General features: G+C 41.9%; 17 protein-coding genes and 1 pseudogene. 12 read left to right on the forward strand and 6 right to left on the reverse strand.

Annotated features, from left to right (window positions below):
• Positions 1-314: 314 nt before the first annotated feature.
• From B3143_RS05955 to trpC, 3 genes are read left to right on the forward strand one after another with little or no spacing between them, the layout of a single operon-like run.
• On the forward strand, positions 315-899 hold the full coding sequence (locus B3143_RS05955; RefSeq protein ID WP_034171526.1) for an anthranilate synthase component II: 585 nt from the start codon (positions 315-317) through the stop codon (positions 897-899).
• Between the two features lie 17 nt (positions 900-916).
• Positions 917-1,963, forward strand: coding sequence for an anthranilate phosphoribosyltransferase (gene trpD / locus B3143_RS05960; RefSeq protein WP_214001410.1), 1,047 nt, complete (start codon positions 917-919; stop codon positions 1,961-1,963).
• 20 nt (positions 1,964-1,983) lie between these two features.
• On the forward strand, positions 1,984-2,790 hold the full coding sequence (gene trpC, locus B3143_RS05965) for an indole-3-glycerol phosphate synthase TrpC (protein WP_214001411.1): 807 nt from the start codon (positions 1,984-1,986) through the stop codon (positions 2,788-2,790).
• A gap of 65 nt (positions 2,791-2,855) precedes the next feature.
• Here the strand turns inward: trpC and B3143_RS05970 are convergent.
• Positions 2,856-3,295 (reverse strand): annotated as a pseudogene (locus tag B3143_RS05970) (GFA family protein).
• A gap of 251 nt (positions 3,296-3,546) precedes the next feature.
• Between B3143_RS05970 and B3143_RS05975 the strand changes: the two are divergent.
• The 4 genes from B3143_RS05975 to B3143_RS05990 all read left to right on the forward strand — a co-directional run bounded on the left by B3143_RS05975 (position 3,547) and on the right by B3143_RS05990 (position 6,118).
• Positions 3,547-4,230 (forward strand): Smr/MutS family protein, encoded by a 684-nt coding sequence (locus B3143_RS05975; RefSeq protein WP_214001412.1) that lies wholly within the window; start codon positions 3,547-3,549, stop codon positions 4,228-4,230.
• 93 nt (positions 4,231-4,323) lie between these two features.
• A complete protein-coding gene (folE, locus tag B3143_RS05980; protein WP_171064799.1) occupies positions 4,324-4,872 on the forward strand; it encodes a GTP cyclohydrolase I FolE in 549 nt (182 codons plus the stop codon).
• A gap of 64 nt (positions 4,873-4,936) precedes the next feature.
• Positions 4,937-5,296: a cupin domain-containing protein gene (locus B3143_RS05985; protein WP_104427005.1), complete on the forward strand. Its 360-nt coding sequence runs from the start codon at positions 4,937-4,939 to the stop codon at positions 5,294-5,296.
• 267 nt (positions 5,297-5,563) lie between these two features.
• Entirely contained in the window at positions 5,564-6,118 is a 555-nt protein-coding gene (locus tag B3143_RS05990; RefSeq protein ID WP_214001413.1) for a DUF4385 domain-containing protein, read from the forward strand.
• Here B3143_RS05990 and B3143_RS05995 read toward each other — a convergent pair.
• From B3143_RS05995 to hemE, 5 genes are all read right to left on the reverse strand, one after another.
• Positions 6,115-7,512 carry a diguanylate cyclase gene (locus tag B3143_RS05995; protein ID WP_214001414.1) on the reverse strand — a complete coding sequence of 466 codons (1,398 nt, stop codon included), beginning with the start codon at positions 7,510-7,512 and terminating at the stop codon, positions 6,115-6,117. The two genes, B3143_RS05990 and B3143_RS05995, sit on opposite strands and share 4 nt — an antisense overlap.
• Positions 7,513-7,716: 204 nt before the next feature.
• The gene (locus B3143_RS06000) at positions 7,717-9,603 is read right to left on the reverse strand and encodes a DUF4105 domain-containing protein (RefSeq protein ID WP_214001415.1); all 1,887 of its coding nucleotides are present in this window, start codon (positions 9,601-9,603) and stop codon (positions 7,717-7,719) included.
• A gap of 73 nt (positions 9,604-9,676) precedes the next feature.
• A complete protein-coding gene (locus B3143_RS06005; protein WP_214001416.1) occupies positions 9,677-10,147 on the reverse strand; it encodes a DUF3015 family protein in 471 nt (156 codons plus the stop codon).
• Positions 10,148-10,289: 142 nt separating this feature from the next.
• Complete coding sequence (locus B3143_RS06010) at positions 10,290-11,093, reverse strand: DUF817 family protein (protein ID WP_125278918.1); 804 nt, start codon at positions 11,091-11,093, stop codon at positions 10,290-10,292.
• A 10-nt stretch (positions 11,094-11,103) separates the two neighbouring features.
• Positions 11,104-12,174, reverse strand: coding sequence for a uroporphyrinogen decarboxylase (gene hemE / locus B3143_RS06015; protein WP_166138565.1), 1,071 nt, complete (start codon positions 12,172-12,174; stop codon positions 11,104-11,106).
• A gap of 206 nt (positions 12,175-12,380) precedes the next feature.
• Between hemE and B3143_RS06020 the strand changes: the two genes are divergently transcribed.
• From B3143_RS06020 to B3143_RS06040, 5 genes are all read left to right on the forward strand, one after another.
• Complete coding sequence (locus B3143_RS06020) at positions 12,381-13,598, forward strand: L,D-transpeptidase family protein (protein WP_214001417.1); 1,218 nt, start codon at positions 12,381-12,383, stop codon at positions 13,596-13,598.
• 164 nt (positions 13,599-13,762) lie between these two features.
• Positions 13,763-14,461 (forward strand): pirin family protein, encoded by a 699-nt coding sequence (locus tag B3143_RS06025; protein ID WP_214001418.1) that lies wholly within the window; start codon positions 13,763-13,765, stop codon positions 14,459-14,461.
• A 305-nt stretch (positions 14,462-14,766) separates the two neighbouring features.
• Positions 14,767-15,747 carry a methyltransferase gene (locus tag B3143_RS06030; protein ID WP_214001419.1) on the forward strand — a complete coding sequence of 327 codons (981 nt, stop codon included), beginning with the start codon at positions 14,767-14,769 and terminating at the stop codon, positions 15,745-15,747.
• A 251-nt stretch (positions 15,748-15,998) separates the two neighbouring features.
• Complete coding sequence (locus B3143_RS06035) at positions 15,999-16,919, forward strand: hypothetical protein (protein WP_228301714.1); 921 nt, start codon at positions 15,999-16,001, stop codon at positions 16,917-16,919.
• A gap of 21 nt (positions 16,920-16,940) precedes the next feature.
• Positions 16,941-18,791: an ImpA family metalloprotease gene (locus B3143_RS06040; RefSeq protein WP_228301715.1), complete on the forward strand. Its 1,851-nt coding sequence runs from the start codon at positions 16,941-16,943 to the stop codon at positions 18,789-18,791.
• The last annotated feature ends 107 nt before the right edge of the window (positions 18,792-18,898 follow it).

Below are 18,898 nucleotides of genomic sequence, written 5' to 3' on the forward strand. Positions count from 1 at the left end.
AATGTCAACAGACCCTATTTTTAATTTAAAAAAATAATAACTGCAATATTTATTTAAACTTACTTTTCGTCAGTTAATTACTTATACGCACATTTAAAATGCCTAAAAGGCTGTGAGCTAATCACCAGCCTGAAAATTGAAAAATTATTGCGCCCGATGTGGCTATTTTTTGCTATGATGAGGGGTGCTTTATTTTCACACAATGAAATCAACGATTTAGTCGTGTATTCCCTAGACTTGCAACAAGTCCCGATAAAGCTCAATCTGGATCACTTTAGCACAGTTAAGTGCAATAATTTCAATAGGTTAAGCTCATGCTTCTAATGATCGACAACTATGACTCCTTTACTTATAACATCGTCCAGTATTTTGGCGAACTGAATCAAGAAGTAAAAGTAGTCCGCAATGATGCCGTGACATTGGAGGATATTGAGCGATGGCAACCCAAGTATCTGGTGATTGGCCCTGGTCCATGTTCGCCAAGTGAAGCTGGAATTTCGATTCCTGCCATTCAGCATTTTGGTGGCAAGATTCCCCTGCTCGGTGTTTGTCTGGGGCATCAAAGTATTGGTCAGGCTTTTGGTGGCGATATTATTCGTGCCAAACGCGTCATGCATGGGCGTTTGTCTGATATGTATCACAGTGATAAAGGTATTTTCAGCAATCTGCCAAATCCTTTTTCTGCGACGCGTTACCACTCGCTGGTGATTGATCAGGCCACTTTGCCAGAATGCCTGGAAGTGACCTGCTGGACCAATGAAGAAGATGGCTCTATGGAAGAGATCATGGGGGTTAAACATAAGACACTACCGATTGAAGGTGTGCAGTTCCATCCGGAATCAATCCTGAGCCAGCATGGTCATCAGATATTTAAAAACTTTCTTGAAATTTACGCATAATGGGTAAAACGCAAGTCATGAATATTCAACAAGCTTTAAGCAATATTACTAAAAACATTCACCTGACTCAGGAACAAATGGAAGACGTGATGCACACCATTATGTCTGGCGAAGCAACCGATGCCCAGATTGGTGCTCTGCTCATGGGTCTACGCCTGAAAGGTGAAAGTATTGACGAGATTACCGCTGCAGCACGTGTCATGCGTGAACTCGCAACCAAAATCGATGTCAGTGATGTCCCTCATCTGGTGGATATCGTCGGTACAGGCGGTGATGGACAAAACCTGTTTAATGTATCTACCGCTTCAGCCTTTGTAATTGCAGCAGCTGGTGCAACCATTGCCAAACATGGTAACCGTGGTGTTTCTACCAAATCAGGCTCTTCTGACCTACTGGAACAGGCAGGCATTAATCTTGATTTGAATATGCAGCAAACCGAACGCTGTATCCGTGATATTGGGGTTGGCTTCCTGTTCGCGCCTAACCATCACAAAGCCATGAAATATGCGATTGGTCCACGTAAAGAACTGGGTATTCGTAGTATTTTCAACCTGCTCGGCCCGCTTACGAATCCGGCCGGTGTAAAACGTTTGGTCATCGGCGTATTTTCTAATGAACTTTGCCGTCCAATTGCAGAAGTGATGAAACAGCTCGGTGCTGAACATGTGATGGTCGTACATTCACGTGATGGTTTAGATGAAATCAGTCTGGCTTCTTCTACCCATGTGGCTGAGCTGAAAAACGGTGAAATCACTGAATGGGAAATCATTCCTGAACAGGTCGATATTGAATCGCAAACCTTAACTGGTTTAATTATTGAAAGCTCAGCAGAAAGTCTGGCTCTGATTAAAGATGCCTTAGGCAAAATGAAATCTGAGATCGGTCATAAGGCTGCTAATATGATTGCCCTAAATGCCGGTGCTGGTATTTATGTATCAGGCCTGACTTCAAGCTATAAGCAAGGTGTGGCATTGGCACACGATATTATTTATGGTGGCCAGGCACTGGAAAAAATGAGCGTGCTGTCTGAATTCACCAAAACCATCAAACAATATGAAGCTTAATACGGTCAGGAATTTGAATCATGGTTGATATTGCAAATACAATTTTGGGTAAAATTGTTAATCGTAAGAAAGAAGAGTTCGCTCTTCGTTTGAAGCAGAAAAGCTATAAGGATATCGAAGAACTGGCACAAGGTGGGACACCAGTCCGTGGCTTTGCCCAATCCTTAATGTCTAAACGCCCAGGTGTAATCGCTGAAATTAAAAAGGCTTCTCCGTCCAAAGGCGTGATTCGTGAAAACTTCAATCCTGCAGAAATTGCGGCGCAATATCAGGATGCCGGCGCTGCCTGTTTATCTGTACTAACTGATGTGGATTTTTTTCAGGGTGCTGATGAAAATATTCAGATCGCCCGTTCGCACTGTGACTTGCCTGCGTTGCGTAAAGACTTCCTGATCGATCCTTATGGCGTGATTGAAGCGCGTGCACTACATGCAGACTGTATCTTGCTGATCGTGGCCTGTCTGTCTGATCAGCAGTTAGAGGAAATGTCTAAAACCGCATTTGAGCATAATCTGGATGTACTGGTTGAAGTGCATGATGAAGAAGAATTAGGACGTGCTTTAAAACTTTCTGATCGTTGTCTGCTGGGTGTGAATAACCGTAATTTAAAAACTTTTGATGTCGACCTGAATACATCATTACGTCTGAAAAAACTACTGGATCCTTCACGCCTGCTGGTCACTGAAAGCGGTATCGCAACCCCTGCTGATGTTGCGATGATGCAGGAACATGATATTCATGCTTTCCTGGTCGGTGAAAGTTTCATGAAACAGCCACGCCCAGATCATGCTTTCCGTGATTTATTCGGTGAGCCTGAATCGGTTTAAAATATTAAGTATAAAAAAGCCCCATCTCAGCATGGGGCTTTTTTTATTTCCATTAACCAATTCATTTAATACTGAGTTGAATGATCAAAATAAGAGATTAATTTTTCAAATTCTGGAAGTTCAGAATAGTACTCATCCGCCTTGATTTCATCTGCCCAATCTACTTTAGAGTTCAGACAAAAACTCAGTCCGTGCTGAATTTTGGGTACTTGATCCAGAAGCCCTAAAGGAATTCAGATCAATGCAATTGTACCTACCTGATTCGGTACAGGCGAGCCACAGTGTTGACAAAAATAAGAACGAAATCCGGTCTCTTTTTGATAACAGGAAATTGAAGCGTGTCCTGAGGTCCTTTCAAAATATTGCTGATGAACTAAAGTTGTGCATTCGCGGCCGTACCACTCTGTTTACGACATAAACTGCAGTGACAATGATACATGGTCTGAATATTCGTATTTATTTTGAACTGGACATTGCCACACAAACAACTGCCTGAATAACTCATTTTTTATTTCCAGGTTTGATTGATTTATATTCAAAAAGAGATGTTCCATCGAAACAACTATTAAAATGATAAAAAGAGAAGATTCATGAATTATTTTCTATTTAAAGTTCATTAAGCTATTCAATATTAGAAAACAACCCAGAAATTAAAGCTGGGTTTAGGATATGTTGTATTTAGTGCAATTCATTTCTCCTTTCAGTCATTTAAGACTATAATTTAATAGAATTCAGTATCTCCCCCGTTTCCAGATTATGAGCAAACACGATTCTTCGCTTTCTAAAGATCAGTACAATTTACTGAAAGATCTTAAAAAGCAAATTAGTCATCCTCAGCCTAAGGCTGAACCTGTTGCCCCTGTCGTGAAAACAGCGGAGCAGGAACAGGCGGAAGACCTCGATCTATTTCGCAAGCAGATGCAAGGCGTACAAAAAATTGATGCCAGCAATATTGCGAAAATTGAAAAATCTCCCAAGAAAAAGGTCGATGCACAAACTCTGGCCAAGCGTGCGGCTGCCGAAGGTCCCATGCATACCGATGAAACCGTGCTGTCTGATACTCAAGCTATGCTCAATCCGGTTGGCAGTCAGGCGAGCTTAAGCTACCGCATTGCGACCTTGCAGCATAAGGTTTTTGAAGATCTGAAAGCGGGAAATCTGCGTTGGTTCGAAGCTGTCGACCTGCATGGTTGTACGGTCGAAGAAGCACGTCAGGCTGTGCTTCAGATTATCCAGATCGCCAAAGATGAAAACCAGAACGTGATCAAGATTGTACATGGCAAAGGGCCTGAAGCGATCTTAAAAACTTATGTCAACGGCTGGTTACGTCAGCACCGTGATGTTCTGGCCTTTGTCAGTGCTCCTGAAAAACAGGGTGGCACTGGTGCAGTTTTAGTTTTGCTAAAACGTGCAGAAAAAAATCCAAAGTTTAAACAGTAAGCGGATTTACCCCCAAAACAAGGCATTGTAAAAGATTTCTGCTACAATGCCGTCCTTGTTCATTCTCAGTTTAAGTGAATACGTCATATGACTATGCAGCAATCTTACGCAAACATTCTTACTGCCGTTGGTGAAGATCTCAATCGCCCTGGTCTCAAAGATACGCCCGTGCGTGCTGCGAAAGCGTTTTCGTATTTAACCTCAGGGTATAGCCAGACTCTGGAAGAAGTGACCAATAGTGCGGTTTTTCCATCAGATAACCGTGAAATGGTTTTAGTGAAAAATATCGAATTTTATTCACTCTGCGAACACCATTTATTGCCATTTTATGGCCGTGTACATATTGCCTATTTACCTGAAGGCAAAGTATTGGGGCTGTCTAAATTTGCACGTATTACTGAAATGTTTGCACGTCGTTTGCAGATTCAGGAAAATCTGACCCAGCAAATCGCAGAAGCGGTTGCTGAAGTCACCAATGCACGTGGTGTGGCCGTGATGATTGATTCAGCACATATGTGTATGATGATGCGTGGTGTTGGCAAACAGGAATCAACAACGCGTACGGTGTCATTTATCGGTGACTTTAAAACCGATAAAGAAGTCCGCCGTGAGTTTTTAGGCGCTGTACCAGAAAGTTATTAATATAGATTCATAAATGAAAGCCTCAATTGATATTGGGGCTTTTTTACACGATGAGGTTATGAAAATGTCATCTATTTGGATTGCGGGTCGAGGTTTAGGTCAGGCTGAAGAAAGTATCGATTATCCACGTCCAGACCGGCTGGTTAAAGGTAATCCTAAACGCTTGACCCAGAGTGCCTATCAACATCCCAATATGGATTGCGGGATCTGGCAATGTGAAGTGGGTGCCTGGAATATCGTATTCGCTGAAAATAAACAGGAATTCTTTCAGATAATCGAAGGGATCGTCCGTTTACATGATGCTCAAGGACAATCCTTTGTTGAAATCAAGGCAGGTGAAGCTGGCATTATTCCACCCGGTTTTGTTGGCACTTTTGAAGTGGTTAAAGCCGTTAAAAAATATTATGTCGTGGTAGAAAGTTAAAACATAAGTACGAGTTTAATATCTTCATCAGTTAAGGAATTTTGCGATCAATTCCTTAACTTTTCTACGTATTCACTCAATTTCTTAAAATTTAATTCCTACATTCTTTTCAAAAATTTATCTTATTAACTTAGTTTCCTTCCTTTAAAAAATAAACAGATTGATGCTGCATAATTAATTTCCTGACTACATTTCCTGCCATGTTTAAATACAGACCTTTTGTTTAGAAGTCTGCATGATCCAAGTATATAAATTCTGGAAACAGCCATGAGTAAAAAGCAGCTTGATCCGCCTAAACGCCCTTCACGTGTTCATTCAAATAGTTTTGACTATAGTCTGGATTTTAAGAAAATTGATTTCCGTAAACGTCCGGACTTATACCGGATTGGACGCGGTGAGCAAGGCGTGCTTTTAGTAGAACCTTATAAGTCGGAAATCCTGCCCCACTGGCGTTTTGCAGATGCTGAAAAAGCCCAAGTCAGTAGTGAAAAAATTTATGCTCTATTTCTGGAATATTTAAAACAGGAAGATTTTGTCGGGGCCGATATGGCACGCAAGTTTTTACAAATGGGTTATACCCGCGCCCGACGTTATGCCAATCACAAAGGCGGCAAAAAATACGATGGTCCAGTTCCAGATGATAAAAAAGGCTTAAGCGGTGCACATGGGCGTGAGGAATTGCCGCGCAGTTCTGAAGATCCGGTTAAAGCTGCTGCAGCCAAAATATTTAAACAAAAATGGGATGAAGCCAAAATCCATCCCGAATATGTGCGGCAAAAACAGCAATTCCAAGCTGCGATTCAGCAGCAAGCTTTAAATTAAACAGACGCTTTTTGTGCGCCCTGAATTTGAGAAGGTTGCGCCAGATAGACCCGGTTACGCCCCGTATTTTTAGCCATATACAATGCAGCATCTGCGGCATCCAGAAATCTTTGGTAATCCGGATGACCATCAAATAACGCACAGCCAATACTAACTGTGAGTCTGAATTGCTGTCCTTGAGCCGTATTGATCAAGCCATGCTCTACATATTTACGGATATTTTCAGCAATGTTCAGCGCGCGTCTTTCATCGGAATCGACCAGCAGCAGCAGGAATTCCTCACCACCGACACGGAAGGCGTAGTCACTACCCTGAATATATTTCTGTAAGGCATCCGCAATAAATTTTAAGGCCAGATCACCAGCTGCATGACCATATTTATCATTAATGGCTTTGAAGAAATCGGCATCAATCGCTAGCAAGGATAATGGTGTCTGGTTATCACGAGAGAAATTGATTTCACGTGAAATAATGGTATTTAAATAACGGCGATTCAATAACTGGGTTAACGAGTCATTTCCTGATTCGATGTAATCTGCAACCTGGAATAATTGATCGACCAGGTGCTGTATTTCACGGTTTAAATCACGAATACTTTGAATCAGATTCAGCATCTGATCTTTTTCAGTACATTCCAGCACTGCCTGATTCAACGTATCGATCTGATAAATTCGCTCGATAATTAAATCGACCTGATCAGAACCGGTAAAGGCATAAGACGCTTTATGAATAAACCATAAGCCAAATTCTGACTTGGACAGTATTTGATGTCTAATGCCTGTAGTGCCAGAAAAGACCTTGAACATCAGCTCATTTTCCCAATCCAGCAATGAACTGCGCTGCTTATCTTTTTGTACCGCGACATCCTGCATTGCAGAAAATACCCGGTAACTGTGCTTCATTTCCTGATTCTGGACTGATTTTGCCTCATAGGAACGACACATAATTTCTGTGGCAAATCCCATGATTTGTACAATATAGCTACAGGTAGTAAGCATGTTCGGCTGCGGATTTAAACTCAGCAATTCAAACATTTTGCGCTGAATTTCTCGTACACCGCGCATAATCAGCCAGGATGGAATCCCAACGCGTGCATGCACATGTCCAACGATATTCTGTTTTTGCACGGCTTCTGCATAACGCTTATTCAGCGCCACACTGAAACTTTCTGAAAGCCATTGATGTAAAGTATCGCGTAAACGCTGCTGAATCAGCTCATCAGTAAAATATTGAGAAGCTTCTTCTTCCAGAAGCATATTTTTATAGAATTCTTCTACCAGTACCGACGAGTGGTCTTGAATAAACTGAAATGCGTGTAGCAAATCATCCGATGAATAATTTTGACAGATCTGCTTCCACTGCTCCGCCAGCATAGCCATACACTCATTATTCATATAACTTTTCCCGATACTTTGCGATTCTCAGTGATATTATGTGAAAAATACAACAATATTCAGGCATTTTAACCCAATTACTGAATACAATCTTTGATAATATCGGTAGAAGTCTCCGAACATGAATTTATTTTAAACATTCAAATATAAGTCATTTGATCTATAAACTTCATTTACTCAATATTCGAGGGTATGTTAGCCAAATTAAAAATAATGGACTAAGCCCAGACTCCATTTTTCCCAGTCTTTCGAGTCCTGTTGCTGATATTCCCAGCTCGCCCGAATGGCATTTTGTGTATTCCATGCATATTGCAGCTGGCTTTTTAATTTCAGCTGCCACTGATGGGAGTCTTCCCAATACGGTAATTCCACCTGTACTAGGCTATTGATCTGATCCGTCCAGATATTCTGACAACCCACCGTTGGCCCCATACCGATACGCCATCCTTTGTCTAGCGCTTTTCCGGCCTGTACATGATTTTGTAGCTGCACATAGCAGAGATGTTCACGTGCTTCATTTGCCCAGCTATAGCCACCCTGAACCTGAAAATTGGCTACACCATGCTGTTGCTCGGTACTAAACTGGCCCTGCTGATCCAGTGCTTCCTGTTTCCAACCTAAATTAAAGCCCCAAGATAACGGCGCTTTAAATGCATTAATTGGGTTATAGGAATTTACTGTCAGTAGATCCAGGTGCTCCAGCTTCACGCGGTCATCACGGTATTGCAATGCACCATCCAGGAATAATAATTGGGTTCCTGTACGCAGCCCGCCTAGCGGATCCATAAGGTCATGATAAGCCTGACGATGACCAAGCTGCACAAAAGTCTCACCCTGTACTTGCCCAGTTTCAAGAACGATATTTCGGGCATGATGGCTTTGAACCGGATCTATTTTTGGAGGCTCTGGCTGCTGACGCTGTTTGTCTATCGCCAACTGACTTCTTAGGCCCAATAATTTGCGAAAGCGTGGCTGGGCAAAAGACTCATCTACTTCTTGACGAAGAAAATCCAGATATAAATGGTCGTAGGCCATTTCCAGAATCTTGGCCTGATCTTCAGCCGGATAATTTTGCAACATGGCTTCCATTTCAGAAGTTTCTGCATACCCTACCTGATGTGCAGTTTTTGCCAAGGATTTGCCATGTTGCTGGGCTTGAGCCAGCAATTGAGTTTCCAGGGCCGGACGGTAAGTCTTCTTCCTGATCAGTCCCTGCTGTTCCACAACTTTTAAAGTTTCGACCGGAATCGCGGCGGTATCGAATTGCTGCTGCAAGTTCAGTTCAGGACGCACCAGATCAAAAAGCCCTAGTAGACGATAGGCACAGTTATCATTAATGAAATAATAAGGGAAACTTACCTGCTGCATTTCCCAGAGATGCTTCACCAAAAATCCGGTTTCTTCAGGCGTCAGATTAAGTTCATATTCCCATAAATCACGGCTTTCAAAGTCACCATATTCCTTGACTTTTCGGTAATACGGCATCAAGGAATATTCACCCGGATATTGGCCGGTCAGCCCTTTCCAGGCAAAGGACCAGTTATCATTGCTGTCAACTGTAGCAGCATAATTGACTGCATAAGACACCAGATTCAGTTGCTGCTGGTCTTTCGGGTCCAGACGCAGCAAAGTATGACCAAACATGGAGCTGGGATTACCCATATAATCGGTGGCATAAATCAGGGTCGCCTGATAAGGCTTGACTTCATTCATCCAGCGATCAAAATCCGGGCAACTCGCTTCAGGCAGTTGCTGTTCAGAAATATTCAGCTGTTGCATTAACCACTGGCTACGTGCCGGGAATTTACATCGTACAGACTGATTGGGTTCTGCGGGCTCAAACAATGCCTGTATATTTTGCTCCAATTCAAGTTGCAGGTCTGTCTTGCCCTGCTTTGCCAGAAAATAGCCTGCATAACTGACTTCACTTTTTCCTTCAGCATTGGCATACATCAAACGCTGCCAGGTCGAAGTCTGGTGCAATTTTTTTTGTGTGGCTTGTTCTAGATAAGCTTGAATATCTGGAGAAATTTCGGACGCAAAACTCAGGGGACTCCACAGCAAGGCTGAGAGCAAAAAAGCATATTTCATTCAGTCTACGGTTCTTTTCAATTTTTATTTATAAGAAAACCCTGCCAGGACAGCAGGGTTTTTACAGCGATACTTAGATATAAGCTTTTAATACTTCATCTTTAGCCATGACTGTTTGTAGAGTACTTAACACTTGTAAAGTATTCTGGTTTTCTTCTGAATAGATTTCAGAAAAATTCTGCTTAGATACAGTGAAGAAACGTGCTTTGTCTTCTGCCTTGATATTTAGCAGTTCAGCCAGTACATTCAGGCTTTCACCTTCACCTACGGCCATATCACGTGCCAATGCTTCGGCATTTTCATTGGTAAAAGTCACAACTTGAGCCGTCACTGTACCGCCCTGGCTACATCCTAAAGTACCGAAAGTAATACCTAGCCACTGGTTAGTAAACAGCACGTTTGTTGTACCTGCAAGCAGCTTAGGAATAATGCCTGACTGGCCTGCCCATACCTGGCTACCAATACCACAACCTACATCTCTATCCGCCATCGCCATACCAGAACCCGTTGCCACTACCACAGCGAGCATAATCTTTTTTAACATACTTATTCTCCGGTTATTCTCATGCATCTTTTGTTATTACGCTAATGATGTAATCTTCATTACACATTCAGGAGAGTAGCGGGAAGTCTAATTTGGCGCAATGAAAAAATGTCCAATTTACATAAACATAAACAGAATAGTTTTACCGGGTTTTTAGGCTCCAGTTACCTTGAGAATTACGCTGTCCTAAAATCTTTAATACCAGCACCAGACTGAGCAATAAAAGTAAATACCAGGAACCGAGCTTGCCCCAACCGACCATATGCCATTTTTCTACCTGGCTTGGATATAGCCAGATCTGATAAAAAGTACTGATGTTCTCAGCCACCCAGATAATAAAGGCCAAAATCAACAGGACAGGTAACATCGGCAGCTGAAAAGCATGTTGATTCAACTGAAATCGGATTCTGGTTTTCCAGAACATCACTACACTCCAGACAAATAACAGCAAGCGATAGTCCGGAATGAAGAATTTGCTCATGAAGTTGATGTAGGACAAGACTGCCAAAGCCAGCATATGGCTAAAGCGCGGCAATTTTTCAAATGAGACTTGGTATAAGCGTAAGGAACGTGCAAAAAAACTGCCGACAGCCGAATACATAAAACCGGCAAATAAGGGCACAGTCAGTATTTTAAAAATTGCAGGTTGCGGATATTGCCAGGATGCAATCGCCGGATGGGTCAGGAAAATTTCCATGACCATCGCCATGATATGGAATAAGGCAATTACTTTGGCTTCGGCCCAGGATTCTAATTTGGTATAGAGCAATACTACCTGAATCAGTAAAGCGAAAAATAATAAATAGTCATAGCGGTAGAAACCGTAAAACAGTTCACTACCCATAGATGCGGTTTGTGCAAAAGCAAGCAGGAGCAGAATCCCAAATAAGGCAGCCGAAGCTGCCTTATAGGTAAATTCAAACCCTGATTTAAAAAAGTCGATCAACGTTTACATCCTAAAGATATTTAGCGCTGTACTCATGTACGGTATCAATAAATACTTTAGGATTGGCTGGATCCACCCACTGGGTAATGCCATGACCTAAGTTGGCTACATAACCGGTTGTTTCACCATTGGCATAGGCATCATCCAGCATCAACTTGGTCGCTTTAGCAATCGCGTCCGGAGTGCCATATAAAGTTGCCGGATCAAGGTTGCCTTGTAACGCAGCACGACCTGCAACAGTCTGGCGTGCAACATTGAGCGGTGTGGTCCAGTCCAGGCCAAAGGCATCTGCACCGGTCGCAACCATTGGCTCTAGCCATTGACCACCACCTTTAGTAAACAGAATCACTGGAATCTTGCGGCCATCTTTTTCACGCTGCAAACCTGCCACGATTTTTTGCATATAATTAAGTGAAAATTCAATATATTCACGATGAGCAAGTGCTCCGCCCCAGCTATCAAAAATCTGCACTGCCTGAGCACCGGCATCAATCTGTGCATTCAGATATTCAGTCACGGCATCTGCTAAACGCTCTAATAAAGCATGCAGAACTTCTGGCTGTGCGTACATCATGTTTTTAGTGAAGCGGAAGTCTTTGCTCGAACCCCCTTCAACCATATACGTTGCCAAGGTCCACGGGCTGCCGGAGAAGCCGATCAATGGTACTTGCCCACCCAAAGCGGAACGAATGGTCGATACTGCATTCATTACATAATCAAGGTCAGACTTGGCATTAAATTTGGGTAAATTAGCCACATCCTGTTCAGTCCGCACAGTTTTGTGGAACTTTGGACCTTCACCTGCTTCAAAATACAGGCCCAGACCTAAAGCATCCGGAACAGTCAGAATATCCGAAAATAAAATAGCCGCATCCAGCTCATAACGGCGTAAAGGCTGCAAAGTCACTTCACAGGCAAATTCAGTATTTTTGCAAAGAGAAAGGAAATCCCCTGCTTTGGCACGTGTTTCTCGATATTCTGGTAAATAACGGCCTGCCTGACGCATCATCCATACAGGGGTAGTATCTACAGGTTCACGTAACAATGCGCGCAGAAAACGATCATTTTTTAAGGTCGTCATTCACTTTCCTATCTATCTTTGATATTGCTCACATCATAACAAAATGACTGCATTTTGAATAACTTCTCATGACTTTAAAAACCGATCATGTTAAGTGATCAAATGTAAGGAATTACACAAAAGAACTACTGCATCTCCACATTTTTTCTGTAATACTTATAGTGTTTTTTCACATAGTTAACGAAATATTTTTAAGGTTGAGTTACATGTTCGTTCGCACAATGCTCGCTGTGAGTCTAGGTTGCATTTTCGCAGGTACTGTTTTCGCTGCGTCTACTGCTGAACAACCATTAAACCCCCAAGTTGTCACTGATGTTGCGGTTCAGGATCCGATTGATCCTTTAGCGACTGAAGCTTCGGCAGCACAAGCAGAAACTCGAATTAGTGCTCAAGAACAACAAGATCTGAAGAAAGCTTCTGAAGCATTAGATGTATTACAAGATACTGAAGACCAGACGGCCGATATCGGTGCTGCTTCAACCAAGACTAAAGCACCGACGAATTCTGCTGCTGCGAAAGCATCTTGGACTTTAGATGGCCTTAATAATGCAAGCTGGTATGAAGATATTGGTAAAGGCCAATTTCCGGTGTATGCACGTGCGCATGTCATGTTGAATAATGCCCATGCTTCTCCAGGTGCGATTGACGGTACTAGCGGTAAAAATACCTTGAAAGCGATCGCATCTTTCCAGCAAATGAATGGTATTAAACCAACAGGTACGTTGACTCAGGAAACTTGGGATGCCCTATTGGCTAAACAGGGTTCTAAGCCTGCTTTTGTGGAATACACCATCACTGAAGAAGACCTAAAAGGTCCTTATACCGAGTCTATTCCTTCTGACTATGCCTTACAGGCAAAAATGAAAGGTTTGTATTACACTCGCGTAACTGAAATGCTGGGTGAAAAATTCCATATGGATGAAGACTTTTTGAAAAAGTTAAATCCAAAAGCTACCTTTAAGAAAGCTGGGGAAAAGCTGATTGTTGCCAATATCCGCAATGAAGTTCCTGAAGATATTCATTTGATTGTGGCGCATAAAGGTGCTAAGCAGCTTTATCTGTTCAATAGCCGCAACCAGATGATCGCTTCTTTCCCGGCAACGATTGGTAGTTCAAGTACTCCATCGCCAACAGGAACTTATAAGGTGACTGGCGTAGCGAAAAACCCATGGTATAGCTACTCGCCATCTAACTTTGTTCAAGGCAATAACAAGAAACCACTTTCTTTACCACCTGGTCCAAACGGTCCTGTAGGTAATATCTGGATTGGTTTAAGCAAAAAATCATTTGGTATTCACGGTACACCGAATCCTTCTGCAATCTCTAAAACTGCGTCACATGGCTGTATCCGTCTGACTAACTGGGATGCGAATGATTTAGGCCGTAAAGTGAAATCAGGTGTAACTGTCCGTTTCCTTGAATAATCTTTATTTAAATACCTAAGCCCGCTTACGAGTGGGCTTTTTTTATACCTACATCCTTTTGTATCGTTGCAAAAATGCAATGATCTGTCGCCTGTTTATGATTTTTTAAGAATTAAAACAACGGTATGATGATCTCAAGTTAAAAATTAAAGTGAGATAAACCCATGAAAGCTTTTCTACATCCAAGTGAAAATCGTGGTCATGTAAAAATGGGCTGGCTGGAATCTAGACACAGCTTCTCATTTGGCAACTGGTACAATCCGAACTATATGGGCGTGAGTGCTTTACGTGTCATTAATGACGACCTGATTGATGCACATCAGGGCTTTGGTACCCATCCGCATGACAATATGGAAATCCTGACCTGTGTATTGAAAGGTACGATTACTCATCAGGACAGTATGGGCAATCATGGCGGTATTGCAGCAGGTGAATGGCAACTGATGAGTGCCGGAACCGGTGTACGTCATAGTGAAATGAACCAGGGTGATGAACAGGTACATCTCCTGCAAATCTGGATCATTCCGAATGAACGTGATGCTCAGCCGAATTATCAGCAAATTCGTCTGGATGCCAAAGAACAACCGAATCAATGGCATTTAATCTGTGGACCGAATGACAATGCACCCATGCACATTCGTCAAAATTCAGAAGTCAAAACAGCCGTGATCCATCAAGGCCAAAGTCTGGACATCAAAGCGACTCAGCATATCAATTATGTACATGTGATTTCTGGCTCAGTACAAATTGCAGAATATACAGTTGAAGCTGGTGGTGCGATTGCCTTTATGGATGACGCAGAAATTAAAGCAATTGAAGATGCTCAAGTGATCTGGTTTGATTTACCAGAAGCTGCTCATTAAAACTTCTATTTATATTCAGTCTATGCCGACTTATCATTTTGATCAGTCGGCATTTTTATAGAAAACATATAAAAATAAAAGTGATTCATTCTTTATAAGGATTTGAACTTCAAAATACCGCTATACAAATTAAACCAATTCACATCAGTTTTTTACCGAACAACAATAAATTTTGGGCGAAGATTAATCTGATCCATTTTGATTGAATCAATATAACGAATGGCTGTTCTGGTCATTATCTTGTATAGATTAAACAGGTGTATGCACCTTTTCATTTATTCTAAATAAACCGAAGAGCACATCTAATGAACCAGATTTTAGAAATTCAAAATAGCCAGCAACAAGCTCTGCGCTTTTTATTAGACTTTTTAAAACAGCAGCAATATCAGTTTATCGCTATTACGCCACTTTCACATCAACGGATTCTGGATCGCAAAAGAAGCGAAAAAAATAAACAGAAAACTCTACAGGATATTTTTGGCTGGAATCTGGAATTTACAATTACCGATCTTGATCCTGTTCTTTTTTCATTATTGTTAGAACATCAGCTTCTAGAAGTTAAGAATAATGCATATAAAAGTCTGATCAGAGTCGCTTCACTCGAAGGCGAATTATTTATTCACTCCGCCTTTCCTACGACCCAACAGGACGCTGTTTTTTTTGGTCCTGATACTTACCGCTTTGCCTATCATTTAAAGCAGTATTTATCTTGCCAGGCCAATTCTTTTAAACGGGCGGCTGAAATATGCTGTGGCACTTCTGCTGCTGCGATCCATATGGCTAAACATTTTCCAGATCATGAGGAAATCTTTGTCGCAGATCTGAATCCGAAAGCTCTTCTCTATAGCCAGATTAATATCGATTTTTCAGGTTTTGATACGATTCATCCTGTGCAGAGTAATTTATTTTCTGGTCTTGAAGGCCAGTTCGATATGATTTTTGCCAATCCTCCTTATTTAATTGATCCAGATCAACGGCAATACCGTCATGGAGGCAATAAACTGGATGGCAATGAATTGTCTTTTAAGATTATCAAACAGGGTTTACAGCGACTCAGTCCAGATGGACGTCTATTTTTATACACTGGCGTCACTATTTGTCAGGATGGCAATCGCTTCTTGCAGCATCTGGAAGCTTTGATGAAGCAGCATCAAAATATTGACTGGTCTTATGAGGAAATTGATCCGGATATTTTTGGTGAAGAGTTAGAGCAACCTGCTTATCAACATGTAGAAAGAATTGCGCTGGCCCTGCTCAAGTTCGAAGTCAAAACTGATAGAACATGAAATTTCAGCTCGGGTCGAGGCTATTTTTAAACTGCGGCCTAAGTAAAACAAATAAAAATTAACTCAATCCGCATCACATTTAAAATTATTTTCAATAATTATTTATCATTAAAAAACATATACTTAAATTAAATATTAGTTCTATTTTATCACTACTTACTTCTATAATTCTCATCTAATATTTACGACAACTTTAAAAATAATGTCGTCTTTTTGGTTATACCTTGGGGAAAATTGTGGAAAGAAATTATTTGAGGTTGAGAACAGCCTTACTGACCTTATCGCTATCGATCAGTCTGATTGCCTGTGGTGGAGGTGGTAGTGAAGAATCAGCCTCAGCGCCTAAAGAAGTACCAGATAATAGTTCACCTGTAACACCTCTGCCACCTGCAACCAATCGGATTGATCAGGCATTGAGTACAGGTGACGCGATACCTTTAACTGAGCAGGATTCAACTGCACTACTAGACTGGGCCTTACAGCTCGCCAAGCAACAACAAACGTGGCAAAAGGGTTTAATTACCTCACTTTATACCAGTTCAAATGGCAAAGTTTTGCAACCTCAACTGCAATTTACGCCAACTGCTTCGATTAATCTTTATCCTTATGATTTAAGTGCAGCTTTGCCAATCGCAGTTTCAGATCAAGCCTTCGGCTGGAATTTAAGTCAGCAGGCGAATAAGGGTTGTGGTCTGGGAGTCGCATCACAAATCGGTAAAGGCCGTGCGCTGGCTTTTGGCCAGAATATGCTTGGGGGGATCTCAGCGAATAGTCCTGACGTGATAGATTTTGCACCCGTGCTTAATAATGGTTTTCGCTGGCTATTGACGGGGAAAACACAAGCACAGCCTAAACAAGAACTTAAACTTACCGTGAATGGCCTGGCACAAACCAACCTGAGCATAATAGAAAATTATTTTGCCCAGCATTTAGGGGTTAAAGTTACCTTTCTACAATGTAATGTACTGGATCAAACTAATACCTGCTGGAAAGATGCTGACCTGATGATTTTAGGCAGTAATATCGGCGCCAATAATTTTGAATCCAGCTTGATTCAGGAATATCTGGAGGCAGGTAAGCCAATATATTTCCAGGCAATGGGTTATAACGTCACTACACCGATAGAAAAAATCTTTTCGGCATTGAAGATTGAGACCAATAATAATTACTAGCATGGCCAAGATACTTTACTCATGTCTTCAGGACATTCCATCACGGATCAATGGAATAAAGTGAATGACATCGATAGTACGATCCAAATGCTGGAATATTTCAAGTCACCAAGTGCAGCACACCTAGGTGATTTAAATGCCAATAATCCGTTGATTCAAACCATCAATAAAGCTTCTACCAATCTACAAAATTTAAATGCACAAGGCATTACTGCATTTAGCGCAAAAAATAATAATCAGATTCTAAAAGCTTTGGTGTTATTGGCAGATCTCTGGCGTCCAGGCGTGAATTACAGCGGACTGTCGAAAAATGGCGATGCTCTGACTTTTATGCGTACTTATGCCAGCGACTCCTGGACGGACTATAAACGCAAAACCACATTGGTGAATCCAAATGGTGCCAGTGATTATATGCCAGCCTCTGCACAAAACATGGCTGTCAGTGCGCAAGCCGAAACCATTACTGTGACCATTCCGCAAGGCAGCGGAATTACCGCAATTGGTCGTGCCAGCATTCCGGGCAAGCCTGTCAGTATTGAGATTGTTGATGCTCAAGGTGCACAGCTTTCAGTCCAGACCAGCTATTTACGTGCCTGGGGCAATCCCTTTGATGATGGCGGCTATAAACGTCCTCGCCGACCAAACAGTTTCGCCGTAAAATTAGACGCCACTCAAAGCAATGACTTTATCAGCCCGTTCGGTGGACCATTGATGTTGAATTACAGCAATGCCAAAGCAGGCTCTGTGGTGACCTTAAAAATCAAAGGCGCAGCAAAATATGCACATTATGATTTTACTCAAACGATCACTGAAGCGGATATTAGCGAAGCCACCAGCATCCTGCAAAGTAGAAACTTCGGCTGGAACACTTTTAAATTTGTTGGTGGTGAAATTCAGCAGACCAATGACTATGCTTTAAAAGCCATTGGTGATCGATCGGCACGTACCTATGTGGATCAGATTAAGGGCGTAATCTTTGACAGTAACCACATTGCCAACGGTTATAACAACATGCCGCTGGATAGCAGTACGGCACAGCGTTGTAGTGAATTAGGCTGGGATTGTACCGGCACAGTTCATCGTGCACCGAATGTTCAGCATTTTGTGGGCTGGATTGCGACCTGTGGCTTCCTATGCTCAGGAAATCCATCAGATGGGTCAACTGGCATTGATACCGGTTGGGGCTGGGTACATGAATTGGGACATAATACTGTTCAGGATGTCTTAACCATGGTATTCCCTTCTACTAAAACCGGAAAAACTGTTGGTTGCGTAGTGGAATGTAATAACAACATTCTGGCGGGTTTAAGCATGATGCGTAAATATCATCTATATGCTCAGGACAGTAATGGTAGCAATTTCCGTTACCCAACTTTATATGCCAATATCAAGGATACACGAAGCCTTGGTTTGTCAGGTGAAGCACAACGTGCCGCAATGGAAAAACGCTTATGGCAAGATGGCTATCATGTATCGATGCAGGCCTTCCATATCCAGATGGCCATGAACTATACCCGTTTACATCAAGGTAAATCGCGACCTGATCTTCAGGGTGTATTTGAGTTCATACGCTTACTGAATACTTCACAGCGTTTGTATAATCAGATTGATTTAAATAAAGCATCTCAAGCAGATAAGAATAAACTGGGATTAGGCGCCTTTAATGCGAAAAACATGAGCCGCCCTGACCTGATTTATGTGCTCAGTTCAAAAATCATGGGCTATGATCTTAAAGATTTTTATACACTGTATGGCTTGCCTGTAACTGCAACCGCACATGCCTCAGTCGCTATGCTTAATCTGCCTACCGTACCTTTGTATTTCTATGCGCAACCGGATGGCGGCTCAAATCGCCTTGCAACAGGACAATAGCTCACCATTCCAACGAACGGCCCTGTCCCTAATTATCCTTATTAATTGATCGATCAAATATAAAAAAATCCCGGCTTCGGCTGGGATTTTTTTATAGCAGAGCATTT

It is taken from the genome of Acinetobacter sp. UBA1496 (assembly GCF_002324975.1).
Lineage (GTDB): Bacteria > Pseudomonadota > Gammaproteobacteria > Pseudomonadales > Moraxellaceae > Acinetobacter > Acinetobacter variabilis.

Excerpts from the sequence above, each read along its gene's own strand:
- B3143_RS05990 (WP_214001413.1), top strand. The coding sequence starts at position 5,564 with ATGAGTAAAAAGCAGCTTGATCCGCCTAAACGCCCTTCACGTGTTCAT.
- B3143_RS05975 (WP_214001412.1), top strand. The coding sequence starts at position 3,547 with ATGAGCAAACACGATTCTTCGCTTTCTAAAGATCAGTACAATTTACTG.
- B3143_RS06005 (WP_214001416.1), bottom strand. The coding sequence starts at position 10,147 with ATGTTAAAAAAGATTATGCTCGCTGTGGTAGTGGCAACGGGTTCTGGT.
- B3143_RS06020 (WP_214001417.1), top strand. The coding sequence starts at position 12,381 with ATGTTCGTTCGCACAATGCTCGCTGTGAGTCTAGGTTGCATTTTCGCA.
- B3143_RS06040 (WP_228301715.1), top strand. The coding sequence starts at position 16,941 with ATGTCTTCAGGACATTCCATCACGGATCAATGGAATAAAGTGAATGAC.
- B3143_RS05985 (WP_104427005.1), top strand. The coding sequence starts at position 4,937 with ATGTCATCTATTTGGATTGCGGGTCGAGGTTTAGGTCAGGCTGAAGAA.
- trpD (WP_214001410.1), top strand. The coding sequence starts at position 917 with ATGAATATTCAACAAGCTTTAAGCAATATTACTAAAAACATTCACCTG.
- B3143_RS06000 (WP_214001415.1), bottom strand. The coding sequence starts at position 9,603 with ATGAAATATGCTTTTTTGCTCTCAGCCTTGCTGTGGAGTCCCCTGAGT.
- trpC (WP_214001411.1), top strand. The coding sequence starts at position 1,984 with ATGGTTGATATTGCAAATACAATTTTGGGTAAAATTGTTAATCGTAAG.
- folE (WP_171064799.1), top strand. The coding sequence starts at position 4,324 with ATGCAGCAATCTTACGCAAACATTCTTACTGCCGTTGGTGAAGATCTC.
- B3143_RS05995 (WP_214001414.1), bottom strand. The coding sequence starts at position 7,512 with ATGAATAATGAGTGTATGGCTATGCTGGCGGAGCAGTGGAAGCAGATC.
- B3143_RS06030 (WP_214001419.1), top strand. The coding sequence starts at position 14,767 with ATGAACCAGATTTTAGAAATTCAAAATAGCCAGCAACAAGCTCTGCGC.
- B3143_RS05955 (WP_034171526.1), top strand. The coding sequence starts at position 315 with ATGCTTCTAATGATCGACAACTATGACTCCTTTACTTATAACATCGTC.
- hemE (WP_166138565.1), bottom strand. The coding sequence starts at position 12,174 with ATGACGACCTTAAAAAATGATCGTTTTCTGCGCGCATTGTTACGTGAA.
- B3143_RS06025 (WP_214001418.1), top strand. The coding sequence starts at position 13,763 with ATGAAAGCTTTTCTACATCCAAGTGAAAATCGTGGTCATGTAAAAATG.